This window comes from Kribbella sp. NPDC000426 (assembly GCF_040300265.1).
Lineage (GTDB): Bacteria > Actinomycetota > Actinomycetes > Propionibacteriales > Kribbellaceae > Kribbella.
Window position 1 is genome coordinate 501,492 of sequence record NZ_JBEPDK010000007.1, and the last position, 16,750, is coordinate 518,241.

18 protein-coding genes are annotated in these 16,750 nt (G+C 68.2%); 10 read left to right on the forward strand and 8 right to left on the reverse strand.

All coding sequences use genetic code 11. The annotated features are described in order from the left end of the window. Window positions 1-74: 74 nt before the first annotated feature. The 3 genes from mshB to ABT313_RS34000 all read right to left on the reverse strand — a co-directional run bounded on the left by mshB (window position 75) and on the right by ABT313_RS34000 (window position 1,840). Window positions 75-986: an N-acetyl-1-D-myo-inositol-2-amino-2-deoxy-alpha-D-glucopyranoside deacetylase gene (mshB, locus tag ABT313_RS33990; RefSeq protein WP_350862248.1), complete on the reverse strand. Its 912-nt coding sequence runs from the start codon at window positions 984-986 to the stop codon at window positions 75-77. Window positions 987-1,029: 43 nt separating this feature from the next. After that, window positions 1,030-1,326, reverse strand: a complete 297-nt coding sequence (locus ABT313_RS33995; protein ID WP_350862249.1) for a response regulator transcription factor — start codon at window positions 1,324-1,326, stop codon at window positions 1,030-1,032. A gap of 151 nt (window positions 1,327-1,477) precedes the next feature. Continuing rightward, a complete protein-coding gene (locus tag ABT313_RS34000; protein WP_350862251.1) occupies window positions 1,478-1,840 on the reverse strand; it encodes a (deoxy)nucleoside triphosphate pyrophosphohydrolase in 363 nt (120 codons plus the stop codon). A 49-nt stretch (window positions 1,841-1,889) separates the two neighbouring features. Between ABT313_RS34000 and ABT313_RS34005 the strand changes: the two genes are divergently transcribed. The 9 genes from ABT313_RS34005 to ABT313_RS34045 all read left to right on the forward strand — a co-directional run bounded on the left by ABT313_RS34005 (window position 1,890) and on the right by ABT313_RS34045 (window position 11,493). Next, window positions 1,890-2,522 carry a hypothetical protein gene (locus ABT313_RS34005; protein WP_350862253.1) on the forward strand — a complete coding sequence of 211 codons (633 nt, stop codon included), beginning with the start codon at window positions 1,890-1,892 and terminating at the stop codon, window positions 2,520-2,522. A 102-nt stretch (window positions 2,523-2,624) separates the two neighbouring features. Continuing rightward, a complete protein-coding gene (locus tag ABT313_RS34010) occupies window positions 2,625-2,918 on the forward strand; it encodes an Rv0250c family protein (RefSeq protein WP_350862255.1) in 294 nt (97 codons plus the stop codon). Continuing rightward, entirely contained in the window at window positions 2,918-3,721 is an 804-nt protein-coding gene (gene sdhC, locus ABT313_RS34015) for a succinate dehydrogenase subunit SdhC (protein ID WP_350862257.1), read from the forward strand. Before ABT313_RS34010 ends, sdhC begins: the two co-directional genes overlap by 1 nt. 15 nt (window positions 3,722-3,736) lie before the next feature. Then, complete coding sequence (locus ABT313_RS34020) at window positions 3,737-5,614, forward strand: fumarate reductase/succinate dehydrogenase flavoprotein subunit (protein WP_350862259.1); 1,878 nt, start codon at window positions 3,737-3,739, stop codon at window positions 5,612-5,614. Continuing rightward, window positions 5,611-6,363 (forward strand): succinate dehydrogenase/fumarate reductase iron-sulfur subunit, encoded by a 753-nt coding sequence (locus ABT313_RS34025; RefSeq protein ID WP_350862261.1) that lies wholly within the window; start codon window positions 5,611-5,613, stop codon window positions 6,361-6,363. The genes ABT313_RS34020 and ABT313_RS34025 overlap by 4 nt, the downstream gene beginning before the upstream one ends. Before the next feature lie 253 nt (window positions 6,364-6,616). Next, window positions 6,617-8,623: an ABC1 kinase family protein gene (locus ABT313_RS34030; protein ID WP_350862263.1), complete on the forward strand. Its 2,007-nt coding sequence runs from the start codon at window positions 6,617-6,619 to the stop codon at window positions 8,621-8,623. A gap of 29 nt (window positions 8,624-8,652) precedes the next feature. Next, complete coding sequence (locus ABT313_RS34035; protein ID WP_350862265.1) at window positions 8,653-10,038, forward strand: MFS transporter; 1,386 nt, start codon at window positions 8,653-8,655, stop codon at window positions 10,036-10,038. A 41-nt stretch (window positions 10,039-10,079) separates the two neighbouring features. Beyond that, window positions 10,080-10,367 carry a 4a-hydroxytetrahydrobiopterin dehydratase gene (locus ABT313_RS34040; RefSeq protein ID WP_350862267.1) on the forward strand — a complete coding sequence of 96 codons (288 nt, stop codon included), beginning with the start codon at window positions 10,080-10,082 and terminating at the stop codon, window positions 10,365-10,367. Between the two features lie 76 nt (window positions 10,368-10,443). Further along, window positions 10,444-11,493: a WD40/YVTN/BNR-like repeat-containing protein gene (locus tag ABT313_RS34045; protein ID WP_350862269.1), complete on the forward strand. Its 1,050-nt coding sequence runs from the start codon at window positions 10,444-10,446 to the stop codon at window positions 11,491-11,493. On the opposite strand, the gene ABT313_RS34050 is transcribed toward ABT313_RS34045, so the two are convergent. Both ABT313_RS34050 and ABT313_RS34055 read right to left on the reverse strand, forming a co-directional pair. Continuing rightward, on the reverse strand, window positions 11,466-11,831 hold the full coding sequence (locus ABT313_RS34050) for a VOC family protein (protein WP_350862271.1): 366 nt from the start codon (window positions 11,829-11,831) through the stop codon (window positions 11,466-11,468). The two genes, ABT313_RS34045 and ABT313_RS34050, sit on opposite strands and share 28 nt — an antisense overlap. Window positions 11,832-11,842: 11 nt before the next feature. Continuing rightward, window positions 11,843-12,700, reverse strand: coding sequence for an AraC family transcriptional regulator (locus tag ABT313_RS34055; RefSeq protein WP_350862273.1), 858 nt, complete (start codon window positions 12,698-12,700; stop codon window positions 11,843-11,845). 49 nt (window positions 12,701-12,749) lie between these two features. Here ABT313_RS34055 and ABT313_RS34060 point away from each other — a divergent pair, with 49 nt between their 5' ends. Next, window positions 12,750-13,574 carry an acyltransferase domain-containing protein gene (locus ABT313_RS34060; protein WP_350862275.1) on the forward strand — a complete coding sequence of 275 codons (825 nt, stop codon included), beginning with the start codon at window positions 12,750-12,752 and terminating at the stop codon, window positions 13,572-13,574. Here the strand turns inward: ABT313_RS34060 and ABT313_RS34065 are convergent. The 3 genes from ABT313_RS34065 to ABT313_RS34075 all read right to left on the reverse strand — a co-directional run bounded on the left by ABT313_RS34065 (window position 13,569) and on the right by ABT313_RS34075 (window position 16,750). Further along, complete coding sequence (locus tag ABT313_RS34065; RefSeq protein ID WP_350862277.1) at window positions 13,569-14,765, reverse strand: polysaccharide deacetylase family protein; 1,197 nt, start codon at window positions 14,763-14,765, stop codon at window positions 13,569-13,571. The two genes, ABT313_RS34060 and ABT313_RS34065, sit on opposite strands and share 6 nt — an antisense overlap. A gap of 75 nt (window positions 14,766-14,840) precedes the next feature. Beyond that, the gene (locus ABT313_RS34070; RefSeq protein WP_350862279.1) at window positions 14,841-15,470 is read right to left on the reverse strand and encodes a DedA family protein; all 630 of its coding nucleotides are present in this window, start codon (window positions 15,468-15,470) and stop codon (window positions 14,841-14,843) included. 98 nt (window positions 15,471-15,568) lie between these two features. Then, window positions 15,569-16,750 carry a cytochrome P450 family protein gene (locus ABT313_RS34075; protein ID WP_350862281.1) on the reverse strand — a complete coding sequence of 394 codons (1,182 nt, stop codon included), beginning with the start codon at window positions 16,748-16,750 and terminating at the stop codon, window positions 15,569-15,571.

A 16,750-nucleotide genomic window follows, 5' to 3' on the forward strand; every position in this document is an offset into this window, starting at 1 on the left:
ATGCCTGCTCGAAGGTTGATGCCTCAACCGAGCGTGTGGGAACGGTCACCTCACAGGTCACCCACCCAGATCGTCTAGAGGCCGGCGAACAGGTCGTGCTCCAGGCCGTCGGCGTCCGGCGCCGCGATTCCCTTGACCAGGCGGTACGGCTCGGAGCCCCAGATCTGGTTGCCGAGGTTGTTCGACAGGGCGAAGAACGGGCCGTCGACGGTGATCTGGGTGGCGTGCGCCTTCATCGCGTTCATCTTCCGGTCGACGAACTGCTCGCCGTCGATGATGCAGTCGATCAGCCGGTCGGGGGTGATCATCGGCGGCATCGGGCCGTCGGGGTCCAGGCCCTCGAACGTCGTGGTGTCGCCGGCGTCGCGGAGCATCCGCAGCTGCGAGCGCATCCGGGACTCGGCCATCGCAGTCCAGTAGATCTTCGGGATGTCCCAGGCCGGACCGAGGTCCTCGCGGTACGACCGCGCGGCGGCGAGGTCGGCGGCGTACGTCGCGACGCGGTGCGCCTTGATGTGGTCGGGGTGGCCGTAGTTGCCCCACTGGTCGTAGGTCACAAGGACCTGCGGCCGCAGCTCACGGATCAGCGGGACCAGATCGTTCGCCGCGGTGACCAGATCGGCCTGCCAGAAGCTGTCCTTGCGGGTCTCGTGCGGGACGTCGGCGTTGCCCTCGTCGTTGTAGATCATGCCGGTGTCGCGATATTTGCCCGCACCGCCGAGGAAGCGGTGGTCGGTGACTCCGAGCTCGGCCATCGCGTTGGCGAGCTCACCGATCCGGTGCTCGCCGAGGGCGTCGTCCTGGTCGGAGGCCAGGTGGGCGAGCTCGGGGACGAGGACCTCACCCTCCTCACCGAGGGTGCAGGTGATCAGCGTGACGTGGGCGCCTTCGGCCACGTAGCGCGCCATCGTGGCACCGTTGTTGATGGTTTCGTCGTCCGGGTGGGCGTGCACCAGCATCAGCCGGCGCTCAGCAAGCTCAACCATGCCGAAAGCCTACGTCGGCCCTCGGACAGTTCCGCCGGTTCTGTCAGCCGAAGCGGCGGACGAGCAGGCAACCCGCCTGGAAACGGGACTTCGCACCGAGCCCGGCGATCAGTGCGCTGATCTCGGCGCGCACCGTCCGCAGCGACAGGCCCAGCTCGCGGGCGATCGCCGCGTCCTTCGCGCCGGTCGACATCATCCGGCCGATCGTGACCTGCCGGCTGGTCAGCTCCCTGACCGCCGCGGGGGTCCGCCGGTGCGACCCGAGCTCGTACACCTCGCAGACGATCTCGGGCGCGAAGTCTTCCCTTCGCACCACCGGAACTGCCGGATACACCGACATACGTACTCCTCCCCAGAAGTCCTCAGGGGAGGATTCTCGTCGGCGGATCAGACCACTCACCAGGTACAACCCATACAAACGACCCATACAGTTTCGCTGGGTGAGGTTCCGGTGGCGTACTGCGGTGTGACTTCTACCACTCAGATACAAATCACAGTCGATCGCGGAGGGCCTTCACGAACGGGCGATCCGGCTCCAGCCAGTCCTCCTCGTCCAGCTCGGCCGGCGCGAACCAGCGCAGCTCCGCGTGCTCCCGCAGTACCGGATCTCCGGCGACGGCGGTGGCCAGATAGACCTGCAGCCGGTAGTCCGCCGAGATGTCCACGCCCGGGCCGAGCGAGTCGCCGACCTTGATCTCCAGGTCGAGCTCCTCGCGGATCTCCCGCACCGCGGCCTGTTCGTCGGTCTCCCCCGGCTCGACCTTCCCGCCCGGGAACTCCCAGCCGCCGCCCACCCGGTAGGCCGCCAGCACCAGACCGTCGCGGACGACGGCGACTCCCACAACTGTCTGCATTGTCGCGACTCTGCCAGAAACTGTCCGCCGAGTCCGCCATGATGCCCGTATGCCGTTGCAGAACAGGGTTCTGCCCACCCAGGAGATCGTGGCCGACCCGGGCCGCGGTCTGCTGATGGGCAACCGCGGCAGCCTGCACTCGCCCGACCGCCGCCTGGGCACGACCCGGTGGCGCTCGAAGGCGTGGATCTGCTGCGTCCTTGACTGGAAGGGGATCCGGCGCGATCCCATGCCGCCCGGCCGCTGGACGGCGCTGTTCTTCTTCGACGAGGCCGTCGCGCTCGCCGCCGGGCACCGCCCGTGTCATTACTGCCGACGCAGGGATTTCCTGCTGTACGCCGGGGCCTGGGCCACCGCGACCGGGCTGTACGAGCGTCCCCGGGCCGCCGCCATGGACGCCGTACTGCATCACGAGCGGGTCGAAGCGCGGAGCCGACGGCAACGAACCACCATCCAGGACCTGGCCGGGCTGCCGGACGGTGCGATGGTGCGGTTCGACGGACGGCCGGCCCTGGTGCTCGGGCAGCAGGTGCTGCCGTGGTCCTGGGAGGGGTACGACGAGCCGCGCCGACCAGCCGGGCTGGTGCAGGTCGAGACGCTCACCCCACCGGCGAATCTGCTTGTGCTGCAGGCCGGATTCGCTCCATTACTCCACCCGTCGGCACGGTCGCAACTGAGGTAACCCTAACCGGAAACACGCCGTACCGACGGGTCTTCCGTTGGGCGCTCCGCGGGGGCAAAGTGTGCCCATACTGACAGCTACATAACCATCACTGGAGTCGGCATGAGTGAGGGCAACAACAGCGTTGCCGCGGTGGCCCGCGCGCTCGAAGTGCTACACGGTGCCGTCGGCAAACTCAGCCAGGAGTACGGTGACACCCTCGGCATTCGCCGCCTGGTGTCCGACGTGGCCCGGCTGAGCGACGATCTCGCAGAGCTCGGCCCGCCCGACCCCAGGCACAGGCCCGGACCCGTTCCGGAGGAACTCGAGGAGATTCCCGACGTGGAGTATGACGCGTCCATGTGGACAGACGCGGAGCATGAAGGCTTCGGCGCGCCTGACAGGCACGCTCCCTGATGGCGGCCACCGGAGTAGACAGCCCGGGCCGCGCACAGGTCGGCCTCAAGACCGCGAGAACGGATCGATGGTGGCTCGCGCCGTTGCGGATCGGCGTGATCCTGCTGTTCTTCATCGTCTACGCGACGATCCGGATCTTCATGAACAAGTGGTACTGGGTCGACGCGTACCACTACCTCACTCCGCTGTACTCGCCGTGTCTGACGAGCAGCTGTGTCGAAGGCTCCAGCCACCTCGGCACCTGGTTCGGCGCCTTCCCGCGGTTCCTGCCGTTCAGCCTGATCACGTTCGTGATCCTGGCCGGCTTCCGCGGCACCTGCTACTACTACCGCAAGGCGGGCTACCGGTCGCTGTTCTTCGCGCCGGCCGCGTGCGCGGTACCGGAGCCGCACAAGACCTACACCGGTGAGCGGAAGTTCCCGCTGGTCGCGCTGAACCTGCACCGCTACTTCTTCTACGGTGCGCTGGTCTTCGGTCTGCTGAACGTCTACGACGGCATCCAGGCCTTCCACGGCAAGGACGGCGGCTTCGGCATCGGCCTCGGCACCGTGATCATCTGGATCAACCTCGTCGCGCTGTGGCTGTACACGCTGTCCTGCCACGCCTGCCGGCACATCGTCGGCGGCCGGCTGAAGAACTTCTCCAAGCACCCGATGCGCTACCGGTACTGGACCTTCGTGTCCAAGCTGAACCCGAAGCACGGCACCTTCGCGATGACGTCGCTGTTCACCGTGATCCTGACCGACTTCTACATCATGGCCCTCTCGGCCGGATGGTTCTCCGACCTGCGCATCATCAACTGACCGGGATTTCTGGATATGACTGAGCTGGAACGACACTCCTACGACGTCGTCGTGATCGGGGCCGGCGGCGCCGGCCTGCGCGCGGCGATCGAGGCCCGCGAGCAGGGCAAGAAGACCGCGATCATCTGCAAGTCGCTGTTCGGCAAGGCGCACACGGTGATGGCCGAGGGCGGTTGCGCGGCCGCGATGGGCAACGCCAACTCCAACGACAACTGGCAGGTCCACTACCGCGACACGATGCGCGGCGGGAAGTTCCTGAACAACTGGCGGATGGCCGAGCTGCACGCGCAGGAGGCTCCCGACCGGGTCTGGGAGCTGGAGACGTACGGCGCACTGTTCGACCGCACGCCCGACGGCCGGATCAGCCAGCGCAACTTCGGCGGCCACACCTACCCGCGGCTCGCGCACGTGGGCGACCGCACCGGCCTGGAACTGATCCGTACCCTGCAGCAGAAGATCGTCTCGCTGCAGCAGGAGGACTTCGAGGCCACCGGCGACTACGAGGCCAACCTCAAGGTGTACGCCGAGTGCACGATCACCGAGCTGATGAAGGACGGCGACGCGATCTCCGGCGCCTTCGGGTACTGGCGTGAGTCCGGCCGGTTCATCCTGTTCGACGCACCGGCCGTCGTGCTGGCGACCGGTGGTGTCGGTAAGTCCTTCAAGGTCACCTCGAACTCCTGGGAGTACACCGGTGACGGGCACGCGCTGGCGATGCGGGCCGGCGCGACGCTGATCAACATGGAGTTCATCCAGTTCCACCCGACCGGCATGGTCTGGCCGCCGTCGGTGAAGGGGATCCTGGTCACCGAGTCGGTCCGCGGCGACGGCGGCGTACTGAAGAACTCCGAGGGCAAGCGGTTCATGTTCGACTACGTGCCGGACGTGTTCCGGGCGCAGTACGCGGACAACGAGGAAGAGGCCGACCGCTGGTACAAGGACGCCGACAACAACCGGCGCCCACCGGAGCTGCTGCCGCGGGACGAGGTCGCGCGCGCGATCAACTCCGAGGTGAAGGCCGGCCGGGGTACGCCGCACGGCGGTGTGTTCCTGGACGTGTCGACCCGGCTGCCGGCCGAGGAGATCACCCGGCGGCTGCCGTCGATGCACCACCAGTTCAAGGAGCTGGCCGACGTCGACATCACCAAGGAGCCGATGGAGGTCGGTCCGACCTGCCACTATGTGATGGGCGGCGTCGAGGTCGACCCGGACACCGCGTCGTCGACGGTGCCCGGTCTGTTCGCGGCCGGTGAGGTTGCCGGCGGCATGCACGGCTCGAACCGGCTCGGCGGCAACTCGCTGTCCGACCTGCTGGTCTTCGGGCGGCGGGCCGGCATGGGCGCCGCGACGTACGTCGACGGTCTGCAGGAGCGGCCGAAGATCGACGAGGCCGACGTGGACGCGGCCGCGGCCGAGGCGCTGGCGCCGTTCGAGCTCGAGGGCGGCGAGAACCCGTACTCGATCCACCAGGACCTGCAGCAGTCGATGAACGACCTGGTCGGCATCATCCGCAAGGAAGAGGAGATGGAGCGTGCGCTCGGCCGGCTGGCCGAGTTCCGCGGCCGGATCGCGAAGATGACGGTGGAGGGTCACCGGCAGTTCAACCCGGGCTGGCACCTGGCGCTCGATCTGCGGAACATGCTGACCGTGTCGGAGTGCGTGGCCGGTGCGGCGCTGCTGCGGCAGGAGTCGCGTGGCGGTCACACCCGCGACGACTTCCCGGAGATGTCGCCGCAGTGGCGCAAGAAGCTGCTGGTCTGCAAGCTCGACGCCGAGGGCCACGTGAACGTGACCGAGGAACAGCAGATCCCGATGCGCGAGGACCTGCTGGAGCTGTTCGAGGTCGACGAACTGAAGAAGTACCTGACGGATGAGGAGCTGCCGGCCAAATGAGTTACAAGGGCAAATTCCGCGTCTGGCGCGGGGACTCCGAGGGCGGCGAGCTCAAGGACTACGAGGTCGAGGTGAACGAGGGCGAGGTCGTCCTCGACGTCATCCACCGGCTGCAGGCCACCCAGACGCCGGACATGGCGGTCCGCTGGAACTGCAAGGCCGGTAAGTGCGGCTCCTGCAGCGCCGAGATCAACGGCATGCCGAAGCTGATGTGCATGTGCCGGATGAACACGTTCGAAGAGGACGAGGTCGTCACGGTCACGCCGATGCGCACGTTCCCGGTGATCCGGGACCTGGTCACGGACGTCTCGTTCAACTACCAGAAGGCGCGGGAGGTCCCGGCCTTCAAGCCGCCGGCGGACCTGAAGCCGGGCGAGTACCGGATGCAGCAGGTCGACGTGGAGCGCTCGCAGGAGTTCCGCAAGTGCATCGAGTGCTTCCTGTGCCAGGACACCTGCCACGTGATCCGGGACCACGAGGAGAACAAGGAGTCGTTCTCCGGTCCCCGGTTCCTGATGCGCGTCGCCGAGCTGGACATGCACCCGCTCGACGCCGCCGACCGGCAGCACGCGGCGCAGGAACAGCACGGCCTGGGCTTCTGCAACATCACCAAGTGCTGCACCGAGGTGTGCCCCGAGCACATCAAGATCACCGACAACGCGCTGATCCCGATGAAGGAGCGCGTCGCCGACCGCAAGTACGACCCGATCGTCTGGCTCGGCAACAAGATCCGCCGCCGCCCGGCCTGAGGCGCTACCCGCAAGACCGCAGTACTCGAGCCCCTGGCCCCACCCGGCGCCAGGGGCTCACCATTTGCCTGGTCCACCACCGAATTTGCCTGGTCCACCAGCGAACTGGTGGGTTCCCCACCCTGAGTCAGGGTGGAGAACCCACCACGTGCTGGGTCTACCCACCAAATGCGACCGGGGGCGGGGGTGGTCCGGGATCCTTCACCCGTGTGGGGGAACCGGGCGCCCTGGTTCAGCCCCTATCGTTCCGGGCATGGATGTTGTGGTTGCGGGGTTGTTCAGCCTGGGTGTGTTCCTGGTGATCTTCGTGCCGGTCGCGCAGCGGTTGCTGGGTGTGCGGTTCGGGGTGGTGCGGATGGTGCTGGCGGCCGCGATCACGCTGAGCCTGTTCAGCCCGATCGCCAACGCGCTGGTCGGCAAACCGCCGTACACCGGGTCGAACGGCGTGGCGATCGCGTTCCTGGTGCTGACGACGCTGTTCTCGATGCTGGCCGGACTGGTGTTCCTGGTCCTCGCCGAGGCCCTGGTGCCGACCGGGTCGTTGCCCCGGGCCCGCGATCTGCGCCGGGACCTGAGCGGCCGGATCGCCCGCACCCGGCGGTACCTGCAGATCCTCCGGATCGCGATCAAGCACGGCCTCGGACCGTACCTGCGCGGCCGCCGGCGACCCGGCCGGGAGAACGCCGCCGGCCAGGCCGATCTGGCCCGTTCGCTGCGACTCGCGCTCGACGAGGCCGGTGTGACGTTCGTGAAGCTCGGCCAGGTGCTGTCCACCCGCAGCGACATCATCCCGAGCGCGGTCGCCACCGAACTCAGCCGGCTCCAGGACCAGGTCTCCCCTGCTCCCTGGCCGGAGAGCGAGCAGGTCCTCACCGAGGAGCTCGGCGCCCCACCCCGCCAGTTGTACGCCGACTTCGACACCACGCCCCTGGCCGCCGCCTCGGTCGCTCAGGTGTACACAGCGCGCCTCCGCGACGGCGCCGCCGGGAGTGGAGCCGACCCGGACGCCGGTGCCGCCGTGGTGGTGAAGGTGCAGCGGCCCGGGATCGGGGCGCTGGTCGACCGCGACCTCGACATCGTCCGCCGCCTCGCCCGCCTGCTCGAGCGGAACACCGACTGGGGCCGTTCGATGGGCGTTCGCGCGCTCGCCGACGGGTTCGCCGACGCGATGCGCGAGGAGCTGGACTTCACCGTCGAGGCCGGCAACATGACCACGGTCGCGGCCGGCCGTTCCGTTGCGTCCAGCAACGACCTCGTCGTACCGCAGCTGTATCCGGAGCGGTCCACCCGGCGCGTCCTCACGATGGAGCGCCTGGACGGTATCGGCCTCGGCAACGCCCGGCAGGCGATCGCCGACCGCGGCCTGGATCCGGTCCGTCTCGGCCGTTCGCTCTTCGACTGCCTGCTCGGGCAGGTGGCGATCGACGGCGTCTTCCACGCCGACCCGCATCCCGGCAACTTCCTGCTGCTCGCGGACGGCCGGATCGGCATGCTCGACCTGGGCTCGGTCGGCCGCCTCGATCCGGCGTCGCGCGATGCCTTGCAGCGCTTCCTGCTGGCGATCGACCACGGCGATCCGGTCTCCGCGACCGACGCCCTGCTGGAGATCGTGTACCGCCCCGATGTCATCGACGAGCGGGCTCTCGAGCGTGCCGTCGGCCAGTTCATGACCCGGCACCTCGCCGCCGGGGTCACGCTCGGGCCGGCCATGTTCAACGACCTGTTCAAGATCATCACCTCGCACGATCTCGGCGTACCGCCCGAGGTCGCGGCGGTGTTCCGCGCACTGGCGACGATCGAGGGGACGATCTCGCGGATCTCCCCTGGGTTCGATCTCGTTGCCGCGTCGCGTCAGTTCGCCGCGACCCAGGTCACGGACCGCCTTGCGCCGGACGCGTTACGCCGTACGGCGACCGAGGAGCTGGCGACCTTGCTGCCGATGTTGCGACGGCTGCCGCGGCGGATCGACCGGATCGCGGCCGCCGCGGAGAGCGGACGGCTCGGCGTCAACGTCCGGCTGCTCGCCGACGACCGCGACCGCCGGCACATCACCGGCCTGCTTCACCAGGCCCTGCTGGCGATCCTCGGCGCCACCGCCGGTCTGATGGCCGTGCTCCTGCTCGGTACGCCGGGCGGGCCGCAGGTCACGTCCTCGATGACGCTGTACCAGCTGATCGGCTACAACCTGCTGGTGATCTGCGCTGTCCTCGTGCTCCGCGTACTCGTGCTGATCTTCCGCCTGCCACGGCACTTGACTTAAAGTGAACTTGAACTTCGACCATATCCTTCATGCCCTCCACCACTGAGTCCCGCCCCAGGCTGTTCACCGGACAGCACCTGCCCTTGGTGCTCGGCGTGATCGGGCTGGTCACGCTCGGCGCGTTCGAGAACCGCGCGGTCGGTACGGCGCTGCCGACGATGGTCCGCGAGTTCGACGCGCTCGGCAGCTTCGGTCTCGCGAACGCGGCGCCGAACGCGAGCTACCTGATCTCGCTCGCGATCGCCGGTCTCTGGTCCGACCGCCGCGGACCGATCCCGACCTTGCGCGCGGGCGCGATCTCGTTCGCGCTCGCCCAGCTCCTGGTCGGGACCGCGACCGCGATGCCGATGGTCGTCGCCGGCCGCCTGCTCAGCGGCCTGGCCGAGGGACTGCTCGACGTCTCGCTGGTCGTGCTTGTGGCTCGCGCGCTTCCCGCCGTACTGCGGCCGCGCATGTTCTCGTTGTTCGCCGCGATGTGGATCCTGCCGTCCGTGCTCGGACCTGTGCTGACCGGCGTGGTCACCGAGCAGTTCGGCTGGCGCTGGGTCTTGCTCGGCGCGATCGTCCTGCTGGTCCCGAGCTGGCTGCTGCTCGGCCCGGCGATGCGGCAGTCGGCAACCGCAGAGGCACCCGAACGGACCGTCGACGACGTCGCCGAGCTGGAGGCGTGGCGAGCCGCACTCCCCTGGGCGCTTGCCGCCTCGGTCGCGCTCTTCTCGATGACTCTGGCCGGTGACCACCTCGAGGCGCATCCGATCATCAGCGGTACGGCGGTTGTCGTGGCGCTCGCTGTCCTCGCGCGAGCCGCCGTACGGGTGATGCCTGCGGGCATGTTCGTCGCGCAGCGCGGTTTCCCGGCCGTGGTCGCAGTACGCGCGCTGGGAGGCGCTGCGTTCGCTGTCTCCGGTGCGTACCTCCCGCTGTTGCTGACATTGGAGCACCACTTCAGCCCGTCGAAGGCCGGTGTGACGTTGTCGATCACCGGAGTGTGCTGGGCGTTCGGTTCGTGGCTGCAGGGTCGCGAGCACGGGATCGAGCGAGTCACCGTACTGCGGACCGGGCTGGCCTTCATGACAGTCGGACTGCTTGTCACCTCGTTGCTGGCGTGGACGGACGGGACGACCTGGATCGGTCTGGTCGGCTGGGGGTTCGCGGGTATCGGTATGGGCCTCAGCTCGTCGAGCCTGTCCGTGCTCACGCTCGACCTCTCCGACCACAGCAACTCCGGCCGCAACAGCAGCGCCGGCCAGATGGCCGCGACGATGAGCGTCGCGACCGGACTGGCCATCAGCGGGACGCTGCTGGCGTTCAACGCGGACAATCCGCGCCCGTGGGTCTTCGGCTCGATCGTCACTGCCGGCGGCGTACTGGCACTGCTCGGCTTCCTGGCTGCACCACGGTGCCGCCGCCCCTGAGCAATGCGCAACGGCATGCCGGGCAGGGCTAGAGTGAGCGTATGGCTGAGCTGCTGACCGACGACCAGATCGATCTCGCGATTCGCGACCACCTGCCGCAGTGGAAGGTCGTGGACAAGGAACTGGTCCGCGAGGTCAAGGCGCCGGCCTTCCTGGACGGGATCCGGCTGGTGGCGACCGTCGCACAGCTGGCCGAGTCGATGAACCACCACCCGGACATCGACATCCGCTACACCACGATCACGTTCCGGGTCAGCACCCACGACGCCGGCGGCATCACCGACGACGACCTGGTGCTGGCCCGGCACATCGACACCGCCGCGGGCTGACCTGTTCCCGTCATGACGCTTGTCCGCCAGGGCAAGCGCTGGTCCGGCATGCCCGGAAACGCCTTGAATCTAAGGCATGACCGCCCTCGGTAGTGCCCTCACCGTCCTGCTTGCACTCGTCCCCTCCCAAGCTGATCCCGGCTGGTTCTGGAACGCACCGCACTGCGACACCGTGTACGGCGACGGCTCGGTGACGATCACCGAGTCCGACGGCGAGACCCTCGCGCCGACGACCGGCAAGCTGCGCGCCGTCACGTACGCGAAGGTCGCCGCGCTCGAAGAGCCGAACACGCTGATCACCATCGGCAAGCAGTCCATCCAGCGCTCCAGCGACGCCGGCTGCAGCTGGCAGTTGCTCGACAAGGCGCCCGACGACCTCAGCACGTACGACGTCCAGCCCGGGCCGGGCGATTCGGCGTACATCTACAGCGTCAACGACCAGCCGATCCACCGCGTCCACGGGTCGAAGGTCAGCACCGTGCCCGGACCGGTCGACGGCGGCGGGCTGGCGGCACTGGACGCGCGGTCCGGCCGGTTGCGCGTCGTCGCCGGGGACGGGCAGTTGTACGACTCGTCCGACGACGGGCTGACGTGGCGGCGTACCGGCGTACTGCCTGCTCGCGATCTCTTCGTGTACGACGCTGTCGTGGACCCGCGGAACCCGGACCACGTCGTCATCGGCGTGATGTCCGACGGTGTCTATGTCACCTACGACGCCGGACGGAGCTGGACCCGCTCGCGCCCCGTGGAGCGGGTGAACGCGTTCAGCCTGACGATCTCGCCGGCCGATCCGTCCAAGGTCTGGATGGAGGGGTACGACCGGGACCGGGCGACGCGGTTCATCTGGGAGTCGACCGACGGCGGCCTGAAGTTCCGCGAGGTCCTGGACCAGAGCCGCGCCGACCTGATCAACGGCAACAAGATGTGGGCCAGCCCGGTCGACCCGGACGTCATCTATTTCAGCTACGGCACATCCTTCGCCAACTTCGGCGCCGACCTCTACCGCTTCCGCCCCTCCACCGGCGCCCTCACCAAACACCACAACCACAACGACGGCATCCCCTCCCTGGCCTTCAACCCCTTCAACCCCAAAATCCTCTACCTAGGCCTAGCCGAAGAACGCTGACGGAGGCCGATCAGGACGCCCTCGGTGTCGTGGAGGTAGGTGAGGCGGCCGACGTCGGCGAGTTCCTGGATGGTGCCGACTGGAGTGCCGCCTGCGGCGCGGGCGGCTTCCAGGGTTGCCTCGAGGTTGTCGACCTCGATCCAGGGGATCGCCGGCTGTGACTGGTACCGGCTGCTCATGATCGCGGCGTCGATCCCCTCGCCCGGCCCGGTCTCCGCGAGCAGGTACCCGTCCGGCACCGGGGCCGGTGTCACCTGCCAGCCGAACACCTCGCGGTAGAACTCCCCGGCCCGGTTGTGGTCCTCGGCAACGATTTCGACATGCACAATGCGTCCCATGCGTCGTATCGTCACCCATCCCGGCCACGGTCGTCTTGGACGGATCTTCCGTGCATCAAGGCCGCGATGCCGTTCTGTACAGCGAGGAACGAGGTCGCGCTGACCCCGGTGTAGCGCTTGAAGTCGCGTGCGGCGTGCGCCTGGTCGTAGTACCCGTGGAGCGCGGACAGGGTGGCTGCGGCGTCGGCGGGACCGCCCAGCAGCCCGCCGACGAAGTGGTAGTAGCGGATGATCTCGGCGTACTGCTTCGGCCCGATCCCGACGTACTTCCGGAACACCCGGTACAAGGTGCTGTACGACGTGCCGCACCGGCGTACGACGTCTGCCACGGCGACCTGCCCGCGTAACTCGTCGATCGCCCGTACCGCCTCGGCGACGATCGGCGGCGCGGCTGTGGTCGACATACGTGCCGCAAGAAAGCCCAGTAGCCGGTCCGCCCGCGCCTGGCCGAATGGCACCGACCGCAACTCCGCCGCCAGACCGGCCGTCGTCGCCGGCCCCACCCAGTCCGCCAATTGCCGCACCTCGTCAACCAGCGCAGGCAAGCCGAGCGACGCCAGTCCCCACGGGGTGAACTCCACGCCCGCGTAGCTCGACACACCCGCTTGCCCGATCACCTGCGGCCGCGTCATGACGCCGAACACGGACGCCGCGTTCGGCCACTCGGCCCGCGTCACCGGATCGTGTCGCGTACCGGGATCACCGAGTGCAACCGCAAGCCCCGGCCGGCCGTTCGGAATCAGGATCTCCTGCCGCAGCGAGGGCAGCGGTGCGGAGTCGACCAACCACACATGGTCGATCACTTCCCGCAACTGCGCTGCCGGCAGAAACCGCTCATAGCCCATACCCACCGTCCTACCCCTGTTCACGACGCGAATCGTAAGTCTCTGGCTCGTTTACATCGGTTACCGTTGAGAAGTGACGACTGCTGAGGAGTACCGCCTGCTGGGTTTCGCCGATGCCGACCGGGAGGCGGCGGAGGCGTTCACGCCGGATGCGGCGGTGGTGAAGGATCTGGCCGACCAGATCCGGGCCGCGATCGGGAAGCTCGGAAGTGAGCCGGAGTTCCGGATGCCGGAGGACCCGCGGAACTCGGTCCAGGCGTACCTGGACACCGTGCCGGACATCCGCGCGTACCACTCCGGCCGCGGCATCCCGGACGACATCAGCTGGGCCTCGCTGGCCGACCTCGGACAGCAGCTCAAGGTCAGCCGCCGTACCCACGGCGAGTACAGCCTGGAGACGCACTGGTGGTTGACGAACTTCTGGGTCGGCAACCTCTACACGCTGGGACGTCTGCAGTACATGCTGTTCCAGGTCACGGAGAAGGACCCCGTGCCCGGCACAGAAACCGGTGAGTGGATCATCGGCGTACACATCCCCGAGACGGGTCCGCTGACCCCGGAGCTGGTCGACGACAGCCTCCAGCAGGCGCGTGAGTTCTTCCCGCGGTACTTCCCGGAGTACCCGGTCAAGACCGCGAACCTGTGGTCCTGGCTGATCGACCCGTACCTGCTTGACAACCTGCCGCAGGACTCGAACATGGTGAAGTTCGGCCGCCGCTTCACGCCGTACGGGACACCGAACGACAGCCAGGACAGCGCGATCTTCTTCACGTTCCGCACCCATGGCACCGACCGCTTGGACGAGCTCCCGCAGGACACCCGTCTGCAGCGCCTCGTGGTCGGCCGCATCAAGGACGGCGGCACCTGGCAGAGCGCCTACGGCTACCTGAAGCTATGACGGCCGAGTCTGGTTGGTCGGTACGCCGTACTTCGCCAGCCAGCTCGCCAGCTCCATGTTGGACACGCAGCGTACGTCGGGCTGCCTGCACGTCTGCTTGACGAAGTCCGCCAGGGCGTCCGAGTACACGCTGTTGTTCCAGCGGTTGAAGTGGTTGCCGAGGAACAGCGGCGGGTTGCCGCTCGCCCGGGACTTCGCCAGCGCCTGCTGGTACGTCGCCAGCACCTGTGCCTTCAGCGCGGGCGCCTGGGCGAGCGGAGCCTTCCGCGCCTGGGTCTGCGCGAACCACAGGTTGTAGTCCATCGTCAGCGTCTTCTTGCTGGTGCCGGCCAGGGTCACTGACTCGAGCGGGAAGTCCCACAGGCCGTTCTGCTTCTTCGGCCAGGTGATGTAGCCCGGCGCGGACGCGTCGTACAGCATGCCGCGCTGGACCATCGCCTGCCGGTACGCAGGCCGGTTGCCCTCCAGACACGGAGTCCGCATGCCCTTGACTGTCGACGGGTCGAACGGCGATATGACGGTCTTGCCGGCAGCCAGCGTCGGCCCGGTCCGCACCATCCGGTCGAACGCGCTCAGCTCGGCGGTCCACTGCGCCGTGGTCCAGCGGCCGACGCCGTTCTTGCCGCAGAAGTGCCCGTTCGCGTGGGTGCCGATCTCGTGGCCCTCGGCGATCGCCTCCCGCAGTACCTTCGTACGGGCGAGCACGTTGGCGGCGTCGCCCCAGCCGATGTCGGAGGCGCCGGGCTGGTGGTACGGCGGCTTGTAGTCCGTACGGTGATCTCCCGGGTACAGGTACGGGCCGGACAGGAAGAACGTCATCCGCGCGTTGACCTGCTTCGCGACGGCGCGCCAACGGGCCCAGAGGGCCAGATCACCGGCGCCGTCGAACGAGACCACCACGAAGAGTGGCGGCTTGCCGTTCGGCAGGCGTGCCGGGAACGACCGCAGGACGGGCGCCGCAGCCGGCAGAGTGCCGCTCGCCTTCGGCGGCGGAGGCTTCGGCGTGCTGCTGGCCGTCGGTTTGGCGGTTGTCGGCGCTGGAGTCGGCTTGCGCGACGGCGACGTACCGGTCGACGCGCTGGGTGATGTGCCTACCGACGGAGCGCCTTCCAGCGGTACGTCGGCACATCCGGCCAGCACCGCGGCGACAACGAGCGCGGCGCCCGCGAGGTGTACCCCAGGCCTCACCACGCCCCTACTGACGCACGAAAACCGGCCGAGGTTGGTCCGGGACACGCCCCCGGCCGGAAACCGGGGTGGGGATCGTTAGGCGCTCGTGATCTTCGCCGCGCGGCGCTTCACCGCGATCCGGCGGGACGTCTCGACGACCAGACCGATCATCGCAGCCAGGCCGAGGCTGAACGCGAGCCCCTTCAACTGGTCGTGCGCGAACGCGTCGCCGCCGAGGTAACCGAGCAGCGCGACATACGTGTAGGCGATGGTCACGCCGAAGAACGTGAACACGATGAACTTCTTGAACGAGTACCGCGTGGCGCCCGCGGTCAGCGTGGCGACCATCCGCGCGCCGGGGATGTAGCGGACCGTCATCAGGATCAGCCCGCCGCGGGAGTGCAGCGCGGACGACACCCGTTCATAGACCTGCTGGCGGCGCTCCTGGCGCTTCATCCAGCGATGCAGCGCCGGACCGGAGCCTCGGCCCAGCAGATAGCAGATGGACTCGCCGATGACGGACCCGGCCATTGCGACCGCGATGACCAGCAGCAGGTTCTGGTGGCCGGCGGCCGCGGCCATCCCTGCGGTGATGACCATGCCCTCGCTCGGGACCACCGGGAACACGGCGTCAACTGTCGCAGCGATGAACAGGATGAGCAGCAGCCAGTGCGAGGCCATCGCGATGCCCAGCAGGTGTCGCGCAACCTCCATCAACTCTGTCACCCGGAAAAGGATGCCATCCCGAACCAAAATCGCCGCAATCCCACTGATGTGATTCAGGCGCGGTTCACCGAATGTTCAGGACCTGCAGCCGACTGTGGTCAGAGCTGTACGGGCAGTTCGCGGATCGCGTTCATCAGCAGGCCGGGCGTGCGAACCGGGTCGCGCTCCGGCTCGGCCAGGCGGAGGTCGGGGAAGCGTTCGAAGAGCATGCCGAGCGCGATCCGGCCCTCCAGCCGGGCCAGCGGTGCACCGAGGCAGTGGTGGATCCCGTGCCCGAAGGCCAGGTGCGCGGAGTCCGGCCGGGTGATGTCGAGTTCGTCCGGTCGCTCGACCTTCCGCGGGTCGCGGTTCGCCGGCAGCAGCGCGAACACGATCACCTCGCCGGCCTCGATCCGGCTCCCGGCGATGTCGATCGGCGCCTGCGCGATGTACGGGATCGCCGCCTGCAGCGGGCCGTCGTACCTGAGCAGTTCCTCGACCGCCGCGGGCAGCCGGTCCGGCTCGGCCTTCAGCAGCTCCAGCTGGTCGGGGTGCCGGAGCAGCGCGTGTACGCCGTTCGTGATCAGGCTGACCGTGGTCTCGTGGCCGGCCGCGAGCAGCAGGAAGATCATCGAGGTCAGCTCGTCCTCGCTGAGCCGGTCGCCGCCGTCACGGGCCGCGATCAGGCCGGACAACAAGTCGTCGGTCGGCGCCTGCTGCTTCTGCACGATCAGCTCGTGGACGAAGTCGAGCATCAGCGTGGTCGCCTCGATGTACTCCTCGGCGGTGTGCATGGAGGCGTTCACGAACACGGAGGACCACTGCCGGAAGTCCTCGCGGCGGACCGGCGGAATACCGATCAGCTCGCAGATCACGGTGATCGGCAGCGGGTAGCTGTATGCGTTCACCAGATCGACGCGGTCGCCGGCCGCGGCCATCTCGTCGAGCAGGCCGGTCGCAATCTCGCGGATCCGCGGCTCCAGCGCGTCGATCCGGCGGCGGGTGAACGCGGCCGTGACCAGCTTGCGCAGCCGGGTGTGGTCCGGCGGGTTCGCACCGAGCATGTGCCGCTCGGTGCGGCTGATCAGGTCGTCCAGCATCGTGTCGCGGTGCGGCCCGTCGAGCGGTGAGCGCACCACGTCCGGATGAGCGAGCAGTTCGCGGGTCTCGGCGTACCCGGTGATCAGGCAGACCGGGACGCCGGTGAACAGCGTGAGCCGCTGGACAGGTCCTTTGGCCGCTAGATCCTCGAAGCCCCAGTGCCGGGCGATTCCGCTGGTCTCCGTGAACGGCTGCCTCAT

What these genes read in the sequence shown, in the direction of transcription:
- mshB (WP_350862248.1), bottom strand. Translation starts at nt 986, where the DNA reads ATGGTTGAGCTTGCTGAGCGCCGGCTGATGCTGGTGCACGCCCACCCG.
- ABT313_RS33995 (WP_350862249.1), bottom strand. Translation starts at nt 1,326, where the DNA reads ATGTCGGTGTATCCGGCAGTTCCGGTGGTGCGAAGGGAAGACTTCGCG.
- ABT313_RS34000 (WP_350862251.1), bottom strand. Translation starts at nt 1,840, where the DNA reads ATGCAGACAGTTGTGGGAGTCGCCGTCGTCCGCGACGGTCTGGTGCTG.
- ABT313_RS34005 (WP_350862253.1), top strand. Translation starts at nt 1,890, where the DNA reads ATGCCGTTGCAGAACAGGGTTCTGCCCACCCAGGAGATCGTGGCCGAC.
- ABT313_RS34010 (WP_350862255.1), top strand. Translation starts at nt 2,625, where the DNA reads ATGAGTGAGGGCAACAACAGCGTTGCCGCGGTGGCCCGCGCGCTCGAA.
- sdhC (WP_350862257.1), top strand. Translation starts at nt 2,918, where the DNA reads ATGGCGGCCACCGGAGTAGACAGCCCGGGCCGCGCACAGGTCGGCCTC.
- ABT313_RS34020 (WP_350862259.1), top strand. Translation starts at nt 3,737, where the DNA reads ATGACTGAGCTGGAACGACACTCCTACGACGTCGTCGTGATCGGGGCC.
- ABT313_RS34025 (WP_350862261.1), top strand. Translation starts at nt 5,611, where the DNA reads ATGAGTTACAAGGGCAAATTCCGCGTCTGGCGCGGGGACTCCGAGGGC.
- ABT313_RS34030 (WP_350862263.1), top strand. Translation starts at nt 6,617, where the DNA reads ATGGATGTTGTGGTTGCGGGGTTGTTCAGCCTGGGTGTGTTCCTGGTG.
- ABT313_RS34035 (WP_350862265.1), top strand. Translation starts at nt 8,653, where the DNA reads ATGCCCTCCACCACTGAGTCCCGCCCCAGGCTGTTCACCGGACAGCAC.
- ABT313_RS34040 (WP_350862267.1), top strand. Translation starts at nt 10,080, where the DNA reads ATGGCTGAGCTGCTGACCGACGACCAGATCGATCTCGCGATTCGCGAC.
- ABT313_RS34045 (WP_350862269.1), top strand. Translation starts at nt 10,444, where the DNA reads ATGACCGCCCTCGGTAGTGCCCTCACCGTCCTGCTTGCACTCGTCCCC.
- ABT313_RS34050 (WP_350862271.1), bottom strand. Translation starts at nt 11,831, where the DNA reads ATGGGACGCATTGTGCATGTCGAAATCGTTGCCGAGGACCACAACCGG.
- ABT313_RS34075 (WP_350862281.1), bottom strand. Translation starts at nt 16,750, where the DNA reads ATGAGGCAGCCGTTCACGGAGACCAGCGGAATCGCCCGGCACTGGGGC.